The sequence below is a fragment of the Bordetella petrii genome (assembly GCF_020991325.1).
In the GTDB taxonomy this organism is placed as follows: domain Bacteria; phylum Pseudomonadota; class Gammaproteobacteria; order Burkholderiales; family Burkholderiaceae_B; genus Bordetella_A; species Bordetella_A petrii_E.
The window spans coordinates 15,225-35,275 of the sequence record NZ_JAJMLX010000012.1 but is presented as its reverse complement, the minus strand read 5'-3'; the positions used below and the strand labels follow the sequence as shown (position 1 = coordinate 35,275).

Genomic DNA, 20,051 nt, shown 5'->3' with positions numbered 1-20,051 from the left:
CCGGCCGGCAGGCGGCAAGCCGCGCGCCAGCTTGCGCAAGTCGAGGCTGAAGCCGGTGGCCGGACGGGCCCGGCCAAAGGCGCGGCTGACGTCATCGTAACGGCCGCCGCTGACCAGCGCGTCGTGCCAACCTTCCGCGTACAAGGCGAAAGTAACGCCGGAATGGTAGCCATAGCCACCGATATCGGCCAGGTCGACGCCCAGCGCGACCTCGGGCATGGCGTCGATAATGGCCTGCAACGCATCAAGCGCCGAAGTTACCCCGGGCAGCGGCGGAAGGTCGCGACGCGCCTGCAGTATGACGTCAGGGCCGCCATACAGGCCGGCGAGCCGCTGCAGGGCCGCCAGGGTGTCAGGCCGGATGGCGTTTTCCTGGCGGGCCAGTTCGCCCAGCCCGGGGACGTCTTTCTCGCGCAGCAACAGGACGATGTCTTCGGCGCTGCCCGCGGCTTGCGGATCGGCATCGAGGATGGCGCGCAGCACGCCCGGGTGGCAGAGATCGAGCCGCGGCTGATGCAAGCCTGCCGTGGCCACTGTTTCCAGCACCAGCGAGATGATTTCGAGATCGGCCTCGAAGCCCGCATGGCCGTAGATTTCGGCGCCGATCTGCAGCAATTCGCGGCTGGACAGGAGATCGGCCGGGCGGGCATGCAGCACGTTGCCGCAATAGCATAGCCGGGTAACGCCGGCCCGGTTCAGCAAGTGGGCATCGATGCGGGTGACCTGCGGGGTCATGTCGGCGCGCACCCCCAGGGTGCGGCCGGACAGTTGGTCCACCAGTTTGCAGGTACGGAGATTCAGGTCGCTGCCGGTGCCCGACAGCAACGAATCTATGTATTCGACCAGGGGCGGCGCAACCAGCTCGAAACCATACGTACGGTAAAGATCGAGAAGTTTGCGGCGCAGTTCCTCGATGCGCCGTGCCTCGGCCGGAAGTACGTCGGCAAGGCTCTCGGGCAGCAACCAGTTACCCATGCTTGTTTACCTGAATGACACCTGAAGTGCGTGGGCGACGCCCAAAACAAAAGCGGCCAAGGGGGCGTAAGCCCGCTTAGCCGCATGCGGAATGATTTCTAGCTTACGCGGTATTGTACATGGTTTGGGCCGCGCCTACTTGGCCGCCCCGGCGGGCTGCTGGCCGGTTGAGCTCTTCATGAACTGGAAGTATTCGGAGCTGGGGTCGACGACCAGAACGTCGCTGGGCGACTGGAACGACGAGCGGTAGGCTTCCAGGCTTTTGTAGAACTTGTAGAACTCGGCGTCCTGGCCAAAAGCGGCGGCATACAGCCCGCTGGCCTCGGCATCGCCCTCGCCCATGACGGTTTGCGACTTGGCGTAGGCCTCGGCCAGGATGACCTCGCGCTGGCGGTCGGCCTCGGCGCGGATTTTCTCGCTCTCGGCGGCGCCGATGGAGCGGAGTTCGTTGGCAACCCGCGTGCGCTCGGCTTCCATGCGGCGATAGACCGATTCGGAGATTTCGGGCGCGAACTCGATGCGGCGCAGGCGCACATCGACCACTTCGACCCCCAGCGGCTCGGCGCGCTTGGCCACCGTGGACAGAATTTCGCTCATGATTTTGTCGCGCTCGGCCGACACCACTTCTTTGACTGTGCGGACGTTGACGGACGCGTTCAGGGCGTCGCGGATCTGGGCTTGCAGGCGTTCCTGGGCGGCGCGTTCGTTGCCGCCGAAAGTAACGTAGTAGAGACGCGGGTCGGCGATGCGCCACTTGACGTACGAATCGATCAGCAGGTTCTTCTTTTCGGAAGTCTGGATGCGCTCGGCATCACTGGACTCGATGGTGAGAATGCGCTTGTCGATGGTGACGACGTTCTGGAACGGCGGCGGCGCCTTGAAGTACAGGCCAGGTTCGTTAATGACCTTGCGCACCTCGCCCAGCGAGAACACCAGGGCGTAGTCGCGCTCGCGCACGATGAACACCATGGAAGACAGGGCGGCCAGCACCAGCAGGAGGCCGACCAGGATGGGCATGAAACGTTGCATGATCTGGGCTCCTCCGGATTAGCGCGACATACGGTCGCGAGACAGCGTGTTGCCGTTGCTGTTGTTGCCGGACGAGCTTGCGCCGGTATTGCGCGCAGGCGGTTGCGGAACGGTGGGCTGGCTGGCGCCGGGCAAGGCGGTCGGCTTGACCGTTGCATCGCGGGCGGTTTGCTGCATGATCTTGTCCAGCGGCAGGTAAAGCATGTTGTTGCTGGTTTCGGTGTCCACCATGACTTTGCTTGCACGCGAGAAGATCTGCTGCATGGTTTCCAGGTACATGCGTTCGCGCATGATGGTGGGTGCTTTCTGGTATTCGGCCAGGATGCTGGAGAAGCGCGCGGCGTCACCGCGGGCGTCGCCGATGACCTTGGCCTTGTAGCCCTGCGCCTGCTCAAGCATGCGCGAGGCCTGCCCGCCCGCCAATGGAATGACCTGGTTCGCGTAGGCCTGGCCTTCGTTGATCTGGCGTTCGCGGTCCTGCCCGGCCTTGACGGCGTCGTCGAACGCGGCCTGCACCTGTTCCGGCGGCTGGACGTTCTGGATGGCCACGGTGCTGACCTGGATACCAGATTGGTAGCGGTCGAGGATCTGCTGCATCAGACTCTGCACTTCGACGGCCACTTCGGTACGGCCTTCATACAGCACGAAATCCATGGGCTTCTTGCCGACGATTTCGCGCATGGCGGTTTCGGCCGCCTGGCGCACGGAGTCGTCGGGGTCGCGCATGTTGAACAGGTAATTGGGGGCGCCGTCGGCGCGCAGGCGGTACTGCACCACGAACTGCATGTCGACGATGTTCTCGTCAGTGGTGAGCATCAGGGCCTCAGGCAGCACCTTGTTGCGCGAACCGCCGCGGAAGCCGACTTCGAAGGTACGCAACTGCGAAATATTGACGGCTTCGTGGCTTTGGATGGGGTACGGCAGGCGCCACTGGAAGCCCGGCGCAGCCGTGCTCTTGTACTTGCCGAACTGGGTGACGACAGCGACCTGGCCTTCCTGGACGATGAAGAAACCGCTGGCCAGCCACAACAACAGCAGCACCAGGGCGATGACGCCCAGGCCGATGCGGGTGCCGCGAGGCGACGGCGGCGTCATGCCGCCGCGGTTGCCGGGCCGGTTGCCACCGCCCCCGCCCTTGCGTCCGAACAGCGAACCGATACGGTTGTTGAAGTCGCGCCAGACCTCGTCGAGGTCTGGCGGGCCATCGCTGTTGCTCTTCGGCCGCTTGGGCGGCTCGGAGCCATTGTTATTGCCGCGACCCCAGCCCGGGTCGTTCAGATTGAAGATTTTGGAGATTCGAGGCATTGGTTCCCACAATCTGGCCGATCTCTGCAATTGCCCCGCGCAACGCATCCAGACCGGCGCGCTCGGTAGCGCTTACAAATACTCGCGCAATCGTACCATGGGCGTCGCGTTCGACCCGGGGTTCCAGCCCGGCGGCATCGATCTTGTTGTGCACCAGGATGGTGGGAATCGAGCCGGCCCCGATTTCGGCCAGTACTTTATTGACCTCGGCGATCTGTTCGTCGCGTTGCGGGCTGGCGGCGTCGACCACATGCAGCAGGACGTCGGCGTGAATGGTTTCTTCCAGGGTGGCCCGGAAGGCGGCGATGAGGTTGGGCGGCAGGTCGCGGATGAAGCCCACGGTATCGGACAGCACGACCGAGCCGGTGCCTTCGATCCAGATGCGGCGCGTGGTGGTGTCCAGGGTGGCGAAGAGCTGGTCGGCCGCATAGGCGCCGGCCCGCGTCAGGGCATTGAACAACGTGGATTTCCCGGCGTTGGTATAGCCCACCAGCGATACGGACAAGGCCCCGCCCCGCGCTCGGGCGCGGCGCTGAGTGACGCGCTGGCGCTCGACGCGGTCGAGGCGTTCGCGCAGTACCTTGACCTTGGCGCCGATCATGCGACGGTCCATTTCGAGCTGGGACTCGCCCGGACCGCGCATGCCTATACCGCCGCGCTGCCGCTCAAGGTGAGTCCAGAGCCGGGTCAGGCGCGTGACCAGGTGCTGCAACTGGGCCAGTTCGACCTGCAGCTTGCCTTCGTGGCTTTTGGCGCGCAGCGCGAAAATATCCAGGATGAGGGCGACACGGTCGACCACGCGCAGATTGAATTCGCGTTCGAGGTTGCGCTGCTGCGCGGGGGATAGCGGCTGATCGAACAGGACGATGTCGGCCAGCAAGGCGCCCGCCATGGCCACTGCTTCCTGGACCTTGCCGGAACCGATGAAGAACTTGGCGTCGGGACGATCGCGCCGGGCCAGGACGGTGCCGACGATTTCGGCCCCCGCCCCACGCGCCAGCATGGCGAATTCTTCGGCATGCGCGGTGAAATCGGGGTTGCCAAGATCGACGCTGATGATCAACGCGCGCATCAAAGCACCCCGCCACAGCGAAAATGCCCGCCGACACGAGCCGTGCGGCGGGCAAGAAAAAGAACAGCCTGAGCGTGATGATTATTCAGCGGGAACATCCACCTGGAAATTCACGGCGCGCGCGGGAACCACGGTGGAAATGGCGTGTTTGTACACCATTTGCGTCACGGTATTGCGCAGCAGCACCACGTATTGATCGAAGGATTCTATTTGCCCTTGCAGCTTGATGCCGTTTACCAGATAGATGGACACGGGCACATGTTCTTTGCGCAGCGTGTTCAGAAACGGATCTTGCAGAGTTTGCCCTTTATTGCTCATTGGCCAGGCTCCAATTGTTTGTTTTGAGTGGTGGCAGACGCCGAAATGTGTACTCTACAGGGTTTTCCCGGCCCGTGCCACTTGCCCCGAGGGGCAAATTCTTTCATAAGGTGTCAGGCTTCGCCACGATGGCCGCAAGGGCCTCGAGCAGGCGCGAACACTGGGCATCGGTGCCCACCGTGATGCGCAGGAATTGGTCGATGCGCGGATGCTTGAAGTGGCGCACGATGATGCTGCGGTCGCGCAGTGCCGCCGCCAGGGCGGCGCCATCGTGCCGGGGGTGGCGGGCAAACACGAAGTTGGCGGCCGAAGGCAGCACCTCGAAACCCAGGCCCTGCAACTGCGCAGTGAGATTGTTGCGTGTGGCGATCACTGCCTGGCGAGTGCGCTCGAAATAAGACCTATCTTCCAGCGCGGCCACAGCCCCGGTTTCGGCCAGGCGGTCGATGGGGTAGGAATTGAAGCTGTTCTTGACGCGTTCCAGCGCCTCGATGAGCACCTGGCTGCCAATGGCGAAGCCCACCCTCAGGCCGGCCAGCGAACGCGATTTCGACAGGGTTTGGATCACCAGCAGGTTGTCGTGGCGGGCTACCAGGCTGACGGCTGATTCGGCCCCGAAATCGACATAGGCTTCGTCGATGACCACGACGACGTCGGGGTTGGCGGCCACGATGCGTTCGATGTCGGCCAGGGGAAGCGCCCGGCCGGTGGGCGCATTGGGATTGGGGAAGATGATGCCGCCTGCCTGGCGGCCCGCGGCCGGCAGGTAATCTTGCACATCGATACAGAAATCTTCGGTGAGCGGCACCGCCTGATAGGCGATCTGGTACAGCCCGCAATACACCGGATAAAAACTGTAGGTAATGTCGGGGAACAACAGCGGCCCGTCATGCTTGAGCAGGGCCTGGAAAACGTGCGCCAGGACCTCGTCGGAGCCATTGCCTACGAATACCTGGTCGGCCTGGACCTGGAAATTGACGGCCACCGCCTGGCGCAGGCGTTCGGAGCCAGGGTCGGGGTAGAGCTTCAGGTTGTCGTCGCAGGCGCCGCGCAGGGCCTGCAAGACTTTCGGCGACGGCCCGAACGGATGCTCGTTGGTGTTGAGCTTGACCAGGTCTTGCAGCTTGGGCTGCTCGCCCGGCACATAGGGGCTGAGCGTCCCCACGACGGGACTCCAGAAACGGCTCATGAGTCAGTTTTCCTGCGCGTAGGGATTGCGCGAAGATTTGAATTCGATACGCAGCGGCGTGCCTGCCAGCTTGAAAGCCGTGCGGAAGCGCGTTTCCAGGTAGCGGCGATAGGATTCCGGAATGGCGTCGAGCGCATTGCCGTGTATGACCACCAGCGGCGGATTCTGGCCACCCTGGTGGGCATAGCGCATCTTGGGGCGAAAAATACCTTTGCGCGGCGGCGGCTGCTGTTCCACGGCGGCTTGGAGTTCACGCGTGAGCCTGGGCGTGGACAGCTTGGCGAACGCGGCGGCATGGGCCGACACCACCGACTTGAGTACGGGCTTGATGCCCTGCCCTTTCAGGGCGGAAATGGTATGGGTGGGTGCAAACGACAGGAAGCGCAGCTTGCGCTGGAATTCGCGTTCGATGCGTTCACGCTGGTCGGTATCCAGGCCGTCCCATTTGTTGATGGCCACCACCACGGCGCGGCCGGTTTCCAGCACGAAGCCGGCGATGTGTGCGTCCTGCTCGGACACTTCGGCCTGGGCGTCGAGCATCAGGAGCACCACGTTGCTGGCTTCGATGGCCTGCAGCGTCTTGATGACCGAGAATTTTTCGACCGCCTCGAAGACCTTGCCCCGGCGGCGCAGGCCGGCGGTGTCTATCAAGGTGTACTTGCGGCCATCTCGCTCGAAATCGATCTCGATGGCGTCGCGAGTAGTGCCTGGCAGGTCGTAGGCAATGACCCGCTCTTCGCCCAACAGGGTGTTGATGAGCGTGGACTTGCCCACATTGGGCCGGCCGACGATGGCCAGCTTGATGCGATGGTCGTGTTCCTGGCCTTCGGCGCTCTCGCTTTCGGCTTCGGGCTCGGGCTCGACCAGCCCGGCGAGCGCGAGTTCGATGAGATCGACAATGCCGTCGCCGTGCGCGGCCGAAATCGGATGGGGTTCGCCCAGGCCCAGCTCGTGGAATTCGCCGGTGGCCTTGCCCGCGCCCATGCCTTCGGCCTTGTTGACGGCCAGGATGACGCGCTGCTGGCCCGACTTGCGCAGCAACTGGGCGATTTCGTGGTCATGGGCATTGACGCCAGCGCGGGCGTCGACCAGGAAAACCACCACGTCGGCCTCGGCGATGGCCTGGCGCGTCTGGCGCGCCATTTCACGCAGGATGCCGGTTTTGGCCACCGGTTCGAAACCGCCCGTATCGATGACGATGAAGGGCGTATCGCCCACCCTGCCCTCGCCGTAATGGCGATCGCGCGTCAGGCCGGAATAATCGGCAACCAGTGCCGAACGCGAACGCGTCAGGCGGTTGAACAGTGTCGACTTGCCCACATTGGGGCGGCCGACCAGGGCGACGACGGGCTTGAAAGACACGGTAGGACTGAAGAATTAGAAGTTAGTTGGTGCCGATCAGCACGAGATTGCCGTCGCCATTCTGCACCAGCACCCCTTGCGAGGTGGTTTGCAGTGGCGAGACGATGGCATCGCCACCGACCGACAGGCGTGCCAGCAAGCTGCCGTCGCTGCTGGACAGGAAGTGCACGTAGCCGTCCAGGTCGCCCACGGCGACGGCGCTGCCCAATACGGCGGGCGCGGTCAGCGCGCGGTTTTTCAGGGCCGCCTGCTTCCAGACATTGGTGCCGCTGTCGAGCGCGAAGGCATTGACCACGCTGGTCTGGTCGGGGGCATAGGCAAACCGGCCGTCCAGGACCATGCCGCTGGAGCTGGAGAAATCCTTGGCCCAGATGGGACGGCCGCCCTGAGTGACATCGAAGCAGACGATGCGGCCTTGATACGCCACCGCGCACAACAGCGGACCGACGACCCGCGGCGCGCCGACCACGTCGGTCAGGCGTTCGAGATCGCTGGCGCCACTGGGAGTGGCAACCGTGCCTTCCCACTGTACGTTGCCGCTGCCTACGTTGATGGCCAGCAGCTTGCCGCCTGGCAAGCCCGTGATGACCAGGCCTTCGGCCATGATCATCTGGGCACTGCTGCGCAAGGCCAGTGCGGGGCCGGGCCGCTGCAGGCTCCAGAGACGCTCGCCGGTTTCGATGTTGAAAGCCTGGATGCGGTAATCGCCGCTGCGCACCACGACGGCGCCATAACCCACCACCGGGGCAATAGAAACGTCGCTGGTGGCCTGGGCCTTCCACTTGACCTTGCCGGCGTCGTCGAAGGCGATGATCTGGCCCAGGGGAGAAGCCACCACGGTGGTGGTGCCGTCGCTGCCCACGCCGGCCGAGAGCTTCGTGTCGGCGGATGCCTTCCAGACGACGCGGCCGCTGGCCAATTCAAGCTTGGCCACCGAGCCGTCGGGTGTCGCGGCGTAGACGTTGTCGCCCACTACCGCGGGCACGAAGCCCAGGCCGGAGCCGCTGCCAATGGAGGTGGACCAGACCGCGCGCACCGACATGCCCGGCGCGTATTCGGTGAGGGGCGCGGGCGCGTAGCGATCGTCGTCGCTGGAAAACATCGAGCAGCCGGCCAGGGCGACAAGGCCGGCGGCCAGGACGGCGCCGCGCCACGCGCGGCCGTAACGGGAAATAAGCATACGTTCAGGCTCCGCTGAGGGAATCCAGTTTCAGTTGCACGACCTGGCGCAGCGGATCGGCGACCGCCAGGCCATCGAACGCGGCCTGCCAGGCCTTGCGTGCTTCTTCGTGCTTGCCCTGGGCGGCCAGGATATCGCCGCGCCGGTCTGCGTAGAGCGCGGCGAAGGCGGGCGGCGGATTGTCGAGCTGCGCCAGGGCGGCATCGAACTGTTTTTCGTCGAGCAGCATGCCCGCCAGGCGCACGCGCGCCACGGGTTGCAGCGCGGCATGCTTGGGCTGGGCCGCCAGCCATTCCAGCTGTTCGCGCGCGCCCGCCGCATCATTCTGCTGCTTGAGCGCATGCGCGGCCACCAGGGCGCCACGCGCGGCGTATCCGGTAGCGGCGTAGTCGTCGCGCAAGGTGGAGATGGCGGCCTTGATGCGCACGGCGGAGTCGGCGCCGCCCAGGCGGGCCGCGTCTTCGAGCGCTTCGAAGTAGCCCATGGCCTGGTTGGCGCGATGGCCCTGGTAGGCCTTCCAGCCCCACCAGCCGCCCCAGGCCAGCGCCGCGATGGCAAACAATGTGACCACCAGCGTGCCGTAACGCGCCCACCACGCCTTGATTGCGTCGAGTTTTTCCTGTTCTTCGAGATCGTATGCCATGCTAACCCTTGGATTTCAAAACATCGGCCAATTTGTCCAGCGGCACCTGCTGCTGCGCGGCCTCGCCGGCCGCTTCGGCGCGCAGGAACTTGACGCTGGCCACCCTGGAGGCCACCTCATCGCTGCCAAGGATAACCGCAACGCGCGCACCGCTGGCATCCGCCCGCTTGAATTGCGACTTGAAGCTGGCCTGCCCCCCATGCACGATGACCGGCAGGCCGGCATCACGCAATTGTTCACCCACACGCGCGGCCAGGCGCTGGGCGTCGTCGCCCTGGTGCACGATGTAGACCTCGCATTCGGGCAGCGGCGTGAACGGCACGCTTTGTTCCCAGAGGTCGAGCAGGCGTTCCATGCCGATGGCAAACCCGACCGCGGGCGCCGGCTTGCCGCCCAGCAGCTCGACCAGGCCATCGTAGCGGCCGCCGCCGCACACCGTGCCCTGCGCGCCCAGGCGGTCGGTTACCCATTCGAAGACCGTGGAGTTGTAGTAGTCGAGCCCGCGCACCAGGCGCGGGTTGAGCCGGTATTCGATACCTGCGTCGGCCAGCAGCTGGCACAGGCCGTCGAAATGGGCGCGGGATCCTTCGCCCAGGAAATCGAACAGGCGCGGCGCGCTGTCGGCCATGGCCTGCATGGCGGGATTCTTGGTGTCCAGCACGCGCAGCGGATTGGTGTACAGGCGGCGCTGGCCGTCTTCATCGAGAATGTCGCGGTGGCGCTCGAGGTGCTCGATGAGCGCCGCACGATGGGCGGCCCGTTCGGCCGGCTGGCCCAGTGAATTCAATTCCAGGCGGATGTCGGTCAGGCCCAGCAGCTTCCAGAGCCGGGCCAGCATGACGATAAGTTCGGCGTCGACGTCCGGCCCCACAAAACCCAGGGCCTCGACGTCGATCTGGTGAAACTGCCGGTAACGGCCGCGCTGCGGGCGTTCGTGGCGAAACACCGGCCCGATGCTGTAGACACGCTGCGGGCGGTCGTAGAGCAGATTGTGTTCGATGCTGGCGCGCACCACGCCGGCCGTCATTTCGGGCCGCATGGTAAGCGAATCGCCGTTGAGCGCATCGGTGAAGGTGTACATCTCTTTTTCGACGATATCAGTGACTTCGCCGATGCCCCGGGTAAACAGCCGGGTGTGTTCCAGCACGGGCGTGCGCAGGTTGCGGTAGCCGTAGGACTGCAACCAGCCGCGCACGATGTCTTCGAACCGTTCCCAGCGCGCGCCATCGGCGGGCAGTACATCGTTCATGCCGCGGATGGCGGCGACTTTCTGGAAAGCTTGAGTCATGTTCATCATGCCGCATGGGCCCGCGCCGCGGCGCGCCTGGCGGCTCAACCCTTATTTTTAGTGATCAGCCTGCGCGCCATAACGGCGCGCGACGTAGTCTTCGACAATGGCCTGGAATTCTTCGGCGATGCGGTCGCCCTTCAGGGTGACGGTGCGTTCGCCGTCGACGAACACTGGCGCCGCCGGCACCTCGCCCGTGCCGGGCAGGCTGATGCCGATGTCGGCGTGGCGGCTTTCGCCGGGGCCGTTGACCACACACCCCATGACCGCCACGTTCATGCTTTCGACGCCGGGGTATTGTGCGCGCCACACGGGCATCTGGCGACGCAGGTACGACTGGATGCTGTCGGCGAGTTCCTGGAAAAAGGTGCTGCTGGTACGTCCGCAGCCCGGGCAGGCCACGACCATGGGAGTAAACGCGCGCAGGTTCATGGTTTGCAGGATTTCCTGCGCCACGATGACTTCCCGCGCGCGGTCGCCGCCGGGCTCGGGCGTGAGCGAAATGCGGATGGTATCGCCGATGCCCTGCTGCAGCAGCACGGACAGCGCGGCGGTGGACGCGACAATGCCCTTGCTGCCCATGCCCGCCTCGGTCAGGCCCAGGTGCAATGGGTAATCGCAGCGGGCGGACAAGTCGTTGTAGACGGCAATGAGGTCTTGCACATGGCTGACCTTGCACGACAGGATGATGGCGTCGCCGCGCAGGCCGAGCTGTTCGGCGCGCTGGGCATTGCTGATGGCCGACACGACCAACGCATCGCGCATGACAGCCTGGGCTTCCCAGGGCTGCGCGCGGCGGCTGTTTTCGTCCATTTTGCGCGCCATGAGCTCGTGGTCGAGGCTGCCCCAATTGACACCGATGCGCACGGGCTTGTCATAGCGGCAGGCCACTTCGATCATTTGCGCGAAGTTGTCGTCGCGCCGCTTGCCGCCGCCCATATTCCCGGGATTGATGCGGTACTTCGAGAGCGCCTGGGCGCAGTCGGGAAATTGCGTCAGCAGCTTGTGGCCGTTGTAGTGGAAATCGCCCACCAGCGGCACCGACACGCCCATGCGGTCGAGCTGTTCGCGGATGGAGATGACCTCGCGCGCGGCCTCGGGGGTGTTGACGGTAATGCGGACCAGTTCAGAGCCGGCCTGGGCCAGTTCCTTGACCTGGATGGCCGTGGCGATGGCGTCAGCGGTGTCGGTGTTGGTCATGGATTGCACCACGACCGGCGCCGGCCCCCCGATGGTGACCACGCGCTCGCCCCATTTCACGGCGACCGAACGCGTCGGCCGGCGCGCCGCGGCCCCTACTGTGGGCGGCGGCGCGTCTTGGCAGGGAGGAGACAGCTCTTGCATGCAGACACCGGAGTTACGGTTTCACCTGGGAAAACCAGGAAACGGGCAGCCATTCGGCGGGCAGCCAGCCTTGCCAGAAGGCGTAGGCAAGCAGCACCACCAGCAGCGCCACGATGATCAGCAGCCAGCCCCACGGGATGGCGCCGCGGTGATCGTCGTGCGCATGCACTGGCACGGGCGCGGCGCGCGGCACGCGATAGCCCGATGCGGGCGTGGGCGCCAGGTTGATCTGGCCTTCGAGCGATGCCACGATAGCGGAGGCGTCGGCATCGAGCAGGCGCGCGTAGCTGCGGATGAGGCCGCGCAACGATACGCCCTTGGGCAGCTTGGCCCACTGCTCGTTCTCGAGGGCCTCGATCTGGCGCGACGAAAACTTGATGCGGCTGGAGACTTCGTCCAGCGACCATCCCCGGGCCATGCGCAAGGCCTGCAAGGCCTGGCCCACCGTCTGGGCCTGGGCTTGCGCCTGCATGGGCGATTCGGGGCGGGGGGCCGCCGTGTCGACTTCCTGCGTCATGCGTGTACCTGTGCGATGGGAATGGTACGGCCGGCGTTGCGCTGGGCGACCCGGGTGCGGTCGCGGACTTCGCCGGCCAGTTGGCCGCAAGCCGCGTCGATGTCGTCGCCACGGGTCTTGCGGACCGTGGTGATGATGCCGGCATCCATCAGCCGTTGGGCGAAGACCTTGACGCGCGCATTGGGCGAGCGTTTCAGGCCGGATGCCGGGAACGGGTTGAACGGAATCAGGTTGAGCTTGCAGCGCACCTGCCGCGCCACCTGGATAAGGGCCTTGGCATGCTGGTCGGTATCGTTGATGCCGTCCAGCATGCAGTATTCGAAGGTAATGAAATCACGCGGGGCGCTGGCCAGGTAGCGTTCGCACGCGGCCAGCAATTCGGCCAGCGGGTATTTCTTGTTGAGCGGCACCAGTTCGTCGCGCAGCGCGTCGGTGGGGGCATGCAGCGAAACAGCCATGGCCACCGGGCAATCTTGCGCCAGGCGGTCCATCATGGGCACGACACCCGAGGTGGACACGGTGACGCGGCGCCGCGACAGGCCGTAGGCATTGTCGTCGAGCATCAGGCGCAGGGCGGGCAGGAGCTGGTCGTAGTTGAGCAGGGGCTCGCCCATGCCCATCATGACGACATTGCTGATGACCCGCGTGTCTTCGCCCGCGCTGCCCAGCCGCGCCGTGCCGGCGTCGGATTCGAGCACGCGCTTGGCCCACCACAGTTGCCCGATGATTTCGCTAGTGCCGAGGTTGCGGTTGAAACCCTGGTGGCCGGTGGAACAGAACCGGCAATTGACCGCGCAGCCCGCCTGGCTGGACACGCACAGGGTGCCGCGATCGTCTTCGGGGATGAAGACGGTTTCGATGGCGTTGCCCTGCCCGACGTCGAACAGCCACTTGCGCGTGCCGTCGGACGAGCGCTGCTCGGTATTGACCGGCGGCGCCTGGACCACGCAGCGCTGCGCCAGTTGGCCCCGGAAATCGCGGGCCAGGTCCGTCATGGCGTCGAACGAATCGGCGCCGCGCTGGTGCACCCAGCGCTGCAGCTGGCGGGCGCGGAACGGCTTTCCGCCCCATTGCGCGACCTGGTCGGCAAGGGCAGAGCCATCCAGGCCCAGCAGATTGATACGTTCGACGGTTTCCATGAGATTCAGGCGCAGATAACCCGGATCAACGGCTGTGGATGTTGATTTCGGGGAAGAAGAACGCGACTTCGACAGCAGCCGTTTCGGCGGCGTCGGAACCGTGTACGGCGTTGGCGTCGATGCTTTCAGCGAAATCGGCGCGGATGGTGCCGGCTTCGGCTTTCTTGGGATCGGTGGCGCCCATCAGGTCGCGGTTTTTCTGGATGGCGCTTTCGCCTTCGAGCACTTGCACGAAGACCGGGCCCGACACCATGAAGTCGACCAAGTCTTTGAAGAAGGGGCGTTCTTTGTGGACGGCGTAGAAACGCTCGGCGTCGGCGCGCGACAGTTGTTGCAGACGGGCGGCAATGACCTTCAGGCCGGCAGCCTCGAAGCGGGCGACGATCTGGCCGATGACATTCTTGGCCACGGCATCGGGCTTGATGATCGAGAGGGTGCGTTCGACGGACATGAGGACTCCAAACGGGGTTTGACTATTTTTCGGTTGATTGGTGCACGCAACGCGGGCTTCGGGGGCCGCGGCCGGGCCTGGGCCCAGCCCGGCGCTGCGTTTCCGGTACGGGTTCGACACTGGACCCTTCTGGAAGATTCCGGCGAAAGCCGCTTTCTTCAGCCCCGATTTCCCAATAAAAACAGGGACTTCTGAAAGGTTTACAGTAACCCGGTATTCTAACACGCCGTCAATACCACAATACATCTTAAAATTGCGGGTTTGCTTGGCCGCTTGTAGGCTTGGCCCCGTTTTTCTGCCGGAACCCGTAATGACCGAAGCCGCATCCCCTGCCCCGAACGATACCGACACCGCCGAACTGTCCAAGAGCTTCGAGCCTGCCGAGCTGGAAGCCCACTGGTATGCCGAATGGGAGCGGCGCGGCTATTTCGCGGCCGGCCGGCACGTAGAAACAGGGACAGATAACACGCCCTACGCCATCCAGTTCCCCCCGCCCAATGTCACCGGCACCCTGCACATGGGGCATGCGTTCAACCAGACCATCATGGACGGGCTGATCCGCTACCACCGTATGCGCGGCGACGACACCGTGTTCGTGCCGGGCACGGACCACGCCGGCATCGCCACCCAGATCGTGGTGGAACGGCGCCTGGATGCCGAAAAAATGTCGCGCCACGACCTGGGCCGCGAGAAGTTCATCGAGAAAGTCTGGGAATGGAAGGAGCAGTCCGGCAACACCATTACCAGCCAGGTGCGGCGCCTGGGAGCCTCGGCCGACTGGCCGCGCGAGTATTTCACCATGGACGAGCGCATGTCGCGCGGCGTGGTGGAAACCTTCGTGCGGCTGTACCAGCAAGGCCTGATCTACCGGGGCAAGCGCCTGGTCAACTGGGATCCCAAACTGCTGACCGCCGTGTCCGACCTGGAAGTGCAGTCGGAAGAGACCGATGGCCACATGTGGCACATTCTGTACCCGTTCGTGGACGGCCCCCAGACCATCGTCGACAAAGACGGCCAGACGGTCACCCTGCGCGGCATGACGATCGCCACCACCCGCCCCGAAACCATGCTGGCCGACGGCGCGCTGTGCGTGCACCCCGAAGACCCCCGCTACCGGCACCTGGTGGGCAAGTTGGTGGAGCTGCCCCTGTGCGACCGCAACATTCCCATCATTGCCGACGATTTCGTCGACCCGGAATTCGGCACGGGCTGCGTGAAGATCACCGGCGCGCATGATTTCAACGACTACGCCTGCGCGCTGCGCCACGATCTGCCCCTGATCGTGATCTTCACCCTGGATGCGCACATCAACGAAAACGGCCCCAGGCAGTTCCAGGGCATGGAACGCTATGAAGCCCGCAAGGCGGTGGTGGCCCAGCTCGAGGCCGAGCACTACCTGGTGCGCGTCGAGCCGCACAAAATGATGCAGCCCAAGGGCGATCGCACTGGCGTGGTGCTGGAGCCCATGCTCACCGATCAGTGGTTCGTGGCCATGAGCAAGCCCGCCCCGGAAGGCACGCTGAACCCGGGCAAGAGCATTACCGAAGTCGCGCTGGACGTGGTGGCCGACGGGCAGATCAAGTTCTACCCCGAAAACTGGACTTCCATCTACAACCAGTGGCTGAACAATATCCAGGACTGGTGCATTTCGCGCCAGCTTTGGTGGGGCCACCAGATTCCCGCCTGGTATTCGGACGACGGCCAGGTATTCGTGGCGCACTCGGAAGAACTCGCCCAGGAACAGGCGCGCGCCGCCGGAGTGGCCGGCCCCCTGAAGCGCGACCCCGACGTGCTGGACACCTGGTTCTCGTCGGCGCTGGTACCCTTCACCACGCTGGGCTGGCCCGACAACACGCCAGACCTGCAGCGCTACCTGCCGTCCAATGTGCTGGTCACGGGCTTCGACATCATTTTCTTCTGGGTGGCGCGCATGGTCATGATGACCACGCACCTTACCGGACAGATCCCGTTCAAGCATGTGTATGTGCACGGGCTGATCCGCGATGCCGATGGCCAGAAAATGAGCAAGTCCAAGGGCAACACGCTGGATCCGGTGGACCTGATCGACGGCATCGACCTGGACGGCCTGGTGGCCAAGCGCACCTATGGCCTGATGAATCCGAAGCAGGCCGGCGCCATCGAGAAAGCCACGCGCCGCCAGTACCCTGACGGCATCCCCGCATTCGGCACCGACGCGCTGCGCTTCACCATGGCGGCCTACGCCACGCTGGGCCGCAACATCAACTTCGACCTGAAGCGCTGCGAGGGCTATCGCAATTTCTGCAACAAGCTGTGGAATGCCAGCCGCTATGTGCTGATGAACACCGAGGGCCATGACCTGGGCGGCGACCAGCCGGCCGAACTGTCGTTCGCCGACCGATGGATCGTCAGCCAGTTGCAGGCCCTGGAAGCCGAGGTGGAACGCGGCTTTGCCGACTACCGCTTCGACAATGTGGCCAATGCCCTGTACCGCTACGTGTGGGACGAATACTGCGACTGGTACGTAGAACTGGCCAAGGTGCAGATCCTGCAAGGCACGCCCGCCCAGCAGCTGGGCACCCGCCGCACGCTGATCCGGGTGCTGGAGGCCGTGCTGCGCCTGGCGCATCCCATTATTCCGTTCATTACCGAGGCACTGTGGCAGAAGGTGTCGGTTACCGCCGGCAAGCGCCAGCCTGGCGCCACCGACAGTGTCAGCGTACAGCCCTACCCTCGCTGCAACCCGGATGCGGTCGATACCGCAGCCGAAGCGGAAGTGGCGGAACTGAAGGCGCAGGTCGAGGCCGTGCGCGCCCTGCGCGGCGAGATGAACCTGTCGCCGGCCCAGCGCGTGCCGCTGATGGCCCAGGGCGATGCCGCCGCGCTGCGGCGCAACGGCCCGTACCTGGCCGCGTTGGCGAAGCTGAGCCAGGTGGATGTGGTGGATACCCTGCCGGATGCCGGTGCGCCGGTGCAGGTGGTTGGCCAGTCGCGCCTGATGCTGCACGTCGAGATCGACGTGGCGGCCGAACGCGCCCGCCTGGACAAGGAAATCGGCCGCCTGGAAGGCGAAGCGGCCAAGGCCGGTGCCAAGCTGGGCAATGCCAGCTTCGTGGAACGCGCTCCGGCGGCGGTGGTCGAGCAGGAAAAGGCCCGCCTGGCACAGTTCAATGAAACCCTGGCCAAGGTGCGCGAACAGCGTGCCAAGCTGGGCTGATACCGCAGGCTGCGCGCGCCGGAGCCCTCGGAATCGGGCTCGGTGTCTGGCACCCTAGCGGGAGCCAGACACCCATGAAATCGTGCAGGGCGCCAGGCGCCCGCGGGGGCGCCGGCGCACTGGCCCGGCTCAGAACGCGTACGTCACGCCCAGCGAGCCGAACGCGCTGGTTTCACGTTCCACGATGGGGCTGTCGCGCGCGTCGCCCAGCAGCGTCTTGACGCCAACGGTGGTCAGGACGGCCCAGTCTTTATTCAGGCTGTAGCGCCAGTTGGCGAACAAGGCAGCCGACTTGAAGCCGGACGACGCCGAATAAGGCTTCAGGCCGGCTTCGCTGCGGGCGGCCTGCGACGACGACACACCGAACCAGGTTTCCATGTCGTTGTGGCTGCCCCATTCCGTATTGGCGCCCACCGTGACCACATTGCGCGAGGTCTGCCATACCCGGTAGCTGGTGCGCAGCTCCAGCGAGCCGCCATAGCCGCTGCGCATGGCCTGCCGGTACGCCGCGCCCAGCGAGAACCGGCCCGGGTGCCATTCCATGTACGCGCCGTACACCCCGTGGAAATCGATATCGTCCAGGCCCTCGAGCCGGTCGGCATCATCGGCGTCGCGGCCCAGGCTCATGCCCAGGAACAGGCCGGCCGTGACGTCCGGGGCCAGGTCCCATTTCAGGCCCGCCGCCGGCAGGCCGGCGCGCGGTGAAATGAAGAAATGGCCGCTTTCGTAGTTGATCAGGGGCACCGGCAGGAAGCGATAATCTTTGGCGCCATCGTATTCGGGCAGGAAGGCGGCCGCCGCGCCGATAAAATTCTGCGCCTGCGCGCCCTGCCCGGCCGCCGCGCCCGCCAGGGCCAGGCCGGCAACCCACCGGATTCCGCGTTTCATTGCATTTCCTTTTAATATCGGCGGACCGCGCCATGCGGCTCCTGCCTTGGTACCGGATTGTGACGGCAGGGTTTTAAATAGTTTTTAATGGCCGTGCCGCATACTGCGCGGCACTATCCATTGGGCGGGACCGCGTGCACATACTCCTGGTAGAAGACGACCCCATGCTGGGCGAGGCCATGCAGGCCGGCCTGGCGCAACGGCTGGACGCCACGGTCGACTGGGCGCGCGATGCCGCCGAGGCGCGGCTGGCCTTGGCCGGGCCGGGCTATGCCGCGGTACTGCTGGATATCGGCCTGCCCGGCGAGTCCGGCCTGTCGCTGCTGCGCGCCCTGCGGGCCCGTTACGATGCGACGCCGGTGCTGCTGGTGACGGCGCGCGACCAACTCAGTGAACGCATAGGCGGCCTGGATGCCGGCGCCGACGATTACGTGGTCAAGCCGTTCCAGCTGGACGAATTGCTGGCACGCCTGCGAGCCGTGCTGCGGCGCAGCCGCAACCGCGTCACCCCCCTGCTCACCTGCGGCAAGGTGACACTCGACCCCGCCACGCGCCAGGTACGGCGCGACGGCAATGAAATCACCCTGAGCCAGCACGAATACCTGACGCTGCTGGCCCTGATGGAGCGCCCGGGCCGCACGGTGACGCGCGACCAACTGGAAGACGCAGTCTACGGCGGGCACGGCACCATCGAAAGCAATACGGTGGCGGTCTATGTGCACCAGCTGCGCCGCAAGCTGGGCGACCCCATCATCGCCACCGTCCATGGCTATGGGTACCGCATCGGCGAGGTATCGGATTGCCTTCCCTGAAGCACCGCTTGCTGCTGGGCCTGCTGCTGGCCTTGCTGATCAACTGGGCCAGCTGGTTCGCCTGGTTCGCGTACGAACAGGGGCGCACCCAGACCGGCGTCTGGGACCAGAAGCTGCAAGAGGTGGCCAATGTGGCGATGCGCTCCCTGCCGCTGTCGCTGACCGAGGCGCAAGGCCCCATCGGCTTCGAGCCCGCCGATGGCAATGCCGAACAGTTCGAAACCCAGATCAACTTCCAGATCTGGACGCGCGACGGCACCCGGCTGCTGGCAAAGTCGCCGGGCGCGCCGGAGCAGCCTTTCAACGACCGCTTCCGGACCGGCTATGCCAATATCACGGTCAACGGCGAGCCATGGCGCATGTATGCGGCCAATGATGTGAACGACCAGATCCAGATCCAGGTGGGCATCGCCGTGGCGGACCGGCGGGCCGAGTTCCGGACCTGGCTGTGGCAGGGCCTGAAGGCGTCGGCGCTGCTGTTCCTGCTGCTGACGCTAACGCTGCGATTCGTGGTGAACCGCACCCTGGCGCGCATGGACGGCCTGCGCGCCACCCTGCAGTCGCGCGATCCGTTCGACCTGGCGCCGCTGCCGCAGGACGATATGCCGGCCGAGCTGCAACCGTTGATCGCCTCGGTGAACCGCCTGCTGGCCCGCCTGGAAACGGCGATGAACCGCGAACGGCGCTTCATCGCCGATGCGGCGCACGAATTGCGCACGCCGTTGGCTGCCCTGACCACCCATGCCGAACTGGCCCGCGACGCCCATGAGAACGTCTCGCGCCAGGCGGCGCTGGACCGGCTGTTGACGGTGGCCCGCCGTGCCACGCGCCTGTCCGAGCAACTGCTGGACCAGGCGCGCATGGACGCCATCGAACGGCGGCCCGCCACGCCCGTAGATCTGGCGGCCCTGGTATCCATGGGGGTGCGCGACTATGAATCCGCCGCCCGCAACAAGCGGCAGCGCATCACCCTGGACGTGCAGCCATGCACGGTGAACGGCGACGTCGATGCGATCGGCATCCTGATCAGCAACCTGATGGACAATGCCGTGCGCTACACGCCGGAAGGCGGCCATATCCAGGTGCGCTGCGCGCCGGCGCAAGACGGCGGCGCCCTGCTGAGCGTCAGCGACAACGGCCCGGGCGTGCCGGAATCCGAATGGCCGCGCCTGTTCGAGCGTTTTTACCGCAGCCGCGGCACCAGCAACGGCCTGCGCGGCAGCGGCATCGGAATGGCGCTGGTAGCCCAGATTGCCCGCCTGCATGGCGGCAACGCCCGATGCGCCGCGGGGCTGGAGGGCCGGGGCCTGGAAGTGGCGGTGCGGTTGGGCTGACGCCCTCCT

The 20,051-nt window shown here is 65.2% G+C and carries 18 protein-coding genes; 3 read left to right on the top strand and 15 right to left on the bottom strand.

Annotation, left to right across the window (positions count from 1 at the left end; all coding sequences use genetic code 11):
• The 14 genes from LPZ50_RS02790 to ndk form a co-directional block, all read right to left on the bottom strand.
• The coding region (locus LPZ50_RS02790; RefSeq protein ID WP_230657277.1) for an ATP phosphoribosyltransferase regulatory subunit at positions 1–975 on the bottom strand (975 nt) is incomplete at its 3' end.
• 135 nt (positions 976–1,110) lie between these two features.
• Positions 1,111–2,004, bottom strand: a complete 894-nt coding sequence (hflC, locus tag LPZ50_RS02785) for a protease modulator HflC (RefSeq protein WP_230657275.1) — start codon at positions 2,002–2,004, stop codon at positions 1,111–1,113.
• Between the two features lie 18 nt (positions 2,005–2,022).
• Positions 2,023–3,309 (bottom strand): FtsH protease activity modulator HflK, encoded by a 1,287-nt coding sequence (gene hflK / locus LPZ50_RS02780; protein WP_230657273.1) that lies wholly within the window; start codon positions 3,307–3,309, stop codon positions 2,023–2,025.
• Entirely contained in the window at positions 3,251–4,381 is a 1,131-nt protein-coding gene (hflX, locus tag LPZ50_RS02775) for a GTPase HflX (RefSeq protein ID WP_230657271.1), read from the bottom strand. The genes hflK and hflX overlap by 59 nt, the downstream gene beginning before the upstream one ends.
• An 81-nt stretch (positions 4,382–4,462) precedes the next feature.
• Positions 4,463–4,699, bottom strand: a complete 237-nt coding sequence (gene hfq / locus LPZ50_RS02770) for an RNA chaperone Hfq (RefSeq protein ID WP_012248943.1) — start codon at positions 4,697–4,699, stop codon at positions 4,463–4,465.
• A 103-nt stretch (positions 4,700–4,802) separates the two neighbouring features.
• Positions 4,803–5,888 carry a histidinol-phosphate transaminase gene (gene hisC, locus LPZ50_RS02765; RefSeq protein ID WP_230657270.1) on the bottom strand — a complete coding sequence of 362 codons (1,086 nt, stop codon included), beginning with the start codon at positions 5,886–5,888 and terminating at the stop codon, positions 4,803–4,805.
• A 3-nt stretch (positions 5,889–5,891) separates the two neighbouring features.
• The gene (gene der, locus LPZ50_RS02760; protein ID WP_230657268.1) at positions 5,892–7,250 is read right to left on the bottom strand and encodes a ribosome biogenesis GTPase Der; all 1,359 of its coding nucleotides are present in this window, start codon (positions 7,248–7,250) and stop codon (positions 5,892–5,894) included.
• Between the two features lie 22 nt (positions 7,251–7,272).
• Positions 7,273–8,430 carry an outer membrane protein assembly factor BamB gene (gene bamB, locus LPZ50_RS02755; RefSeq protein ID WP_230657266.1) on the bottom strand — a complete coding sequence of 386 codons (1,158 nt, stop codon included), beginning with the start codon at positions 8,428–8,430 and terminating at the stop codon, positions 7,273–7,275.
• Positions 8,431–8,434: 4 nt separating this feature from the next.
• On the bottom strand, positions 8,435–9,073 hold the full coding sequence (locus tag LPZ50_RS02750) for a YfgM family protein (protein WP_230657264.1): 639 nt from the start codon (positions 9,071–9,073) through the stop codon (positions 8,435–8,437).
• A 1-nt stretch (position 9,074) separates the two neighbouring features.
• Positions 9,075–10,361 carry a histidine--tRNA ligase gene (gene hisS, locus LPZ50_RS02745; RefSeq protein WP_230657262.1) on the bottom strand — a complete coding sequence of 429 codons (1,287 nt, stop codon included), beginning with the start codon at positions 10,359–10,361 and terminating at the stop codon, positions 9,075–9,077.
• 57 nt (positions 10,362–10,418) lie between these two features.
• Positions 10,419–11,705 (bottom strand): flavodoxin-dependent (E)-4-hydroxy-3-methylbut-2-enyl-diphosphate synthase, encoded by a 1,287-nt coding sequence (ispG, locus tag LPZ50_RS02740; protein WP_230657260.1) that lies wholly within the window; start codon positions 11,703–11,705, stop codon positions 10,419–10,421.
• A 13-nt stretch (positions 11,706–11,718) separates the two neighbouring features.
• Positions 11,719–12,222: a helix-turn-helix domain-containing protein gene (locus tag LPZ50_RS02735; RefSeq protein ID WP_230657258.1), complete on the bottom strand. Its 504-nt coding sequence runs from the start codon at positions 12,220–12,222 to the stop codon at positions 11,719–11,721.
• Complete coding sequence (gene rlmN, locus LPZ50_RS02730; RefSeq protein ID WP_230657256.1) at positions 12,219–13,361, bottom strand: 23S rRNA (adenine(2503)-C(2))-methyltransferase RlmN; 1,143 nt, start codon at positions 13,359–13,361, stop codon at positions 12,219–12,221. Before rlmN ends, LPZ50_RS02735 begins: the two co-directional genes overlap by 4 nt.
• A 25-nt stretch (positions 13,362–13,386) precedes the next feature.
• Entirely contained in the window at positions 13,387–13,812 is a 426-nt protein-coding gene (gene ndk, locus LPZ50_RS02725; protein WP_230657254.1) for a nucleoside-diphosphate kinase, read from the bottom strand.
• A 310-nt stretch (positions 13,813–14,122) separates the two neighbouring features.
• Here ndk and LPZ50_RS02720 point away from each other — a divergent pair, with 310 nt between their 5' ends.
• Positions 14,123–17,008, top strand: a complete 2,886-nt coding sequence (locus tag LPZ50_RS02720; protein WP_230657253.1) for a valine--tRNA ligase — start codon at positions 14,123–14,125, stop codon at positions 17,006–17,008.
• A gap of 129 nt (positions 17,009–17,137) precedes the next feature.
• Here the strand turns inward: LPZ50_RS02720 and LPZ50_RS02715 are convergent, their stop codons facing one another.
• Positions 17,138–17,896: a MipA/OmpV family protein gene (locus LPZ50_RS02715; protein ID WP_230657252.1), complete on the bottom strand. Its 759-nt coding sequence runs from the start codon at positions 17,894–17,896 to the stop codon at positions 17,138–17,140.
• Positions 17,897–18,030: 134 nt separating this feature from the next.
• Between LPZ50_RS02715 and LPZ50_RS02710 the strand changes: the two genes are divergently transcribed.
• On the top strand, positions 18,031–18,708 hold the full coding sequence (locus tag LPZ50_RS02710) for a response regulator transcription factor (RefSeq protein WP_230657251.1): 678 nt from the start codon (positions 18,031–18,033) through the stop codon (positions 18,706–18,708).
• On the top strand, positions 18,696–20,042 hold the full coding sequence (locus LPZ50_RS02705; protein ID WP_230657250.1) for an ATP-binding protein: 1,347 nt from the start codon (positions 18,696–18,698) through the stop codon (positions 20,040–20,042). The genes LPZ50_RS02710 and LPZ50_RS02705 overlap by 13 nt, the downstream gene beginning before the upstream one ends.
• Positions 20,043–20,051 lie beyond the last annotated feature (9 nt).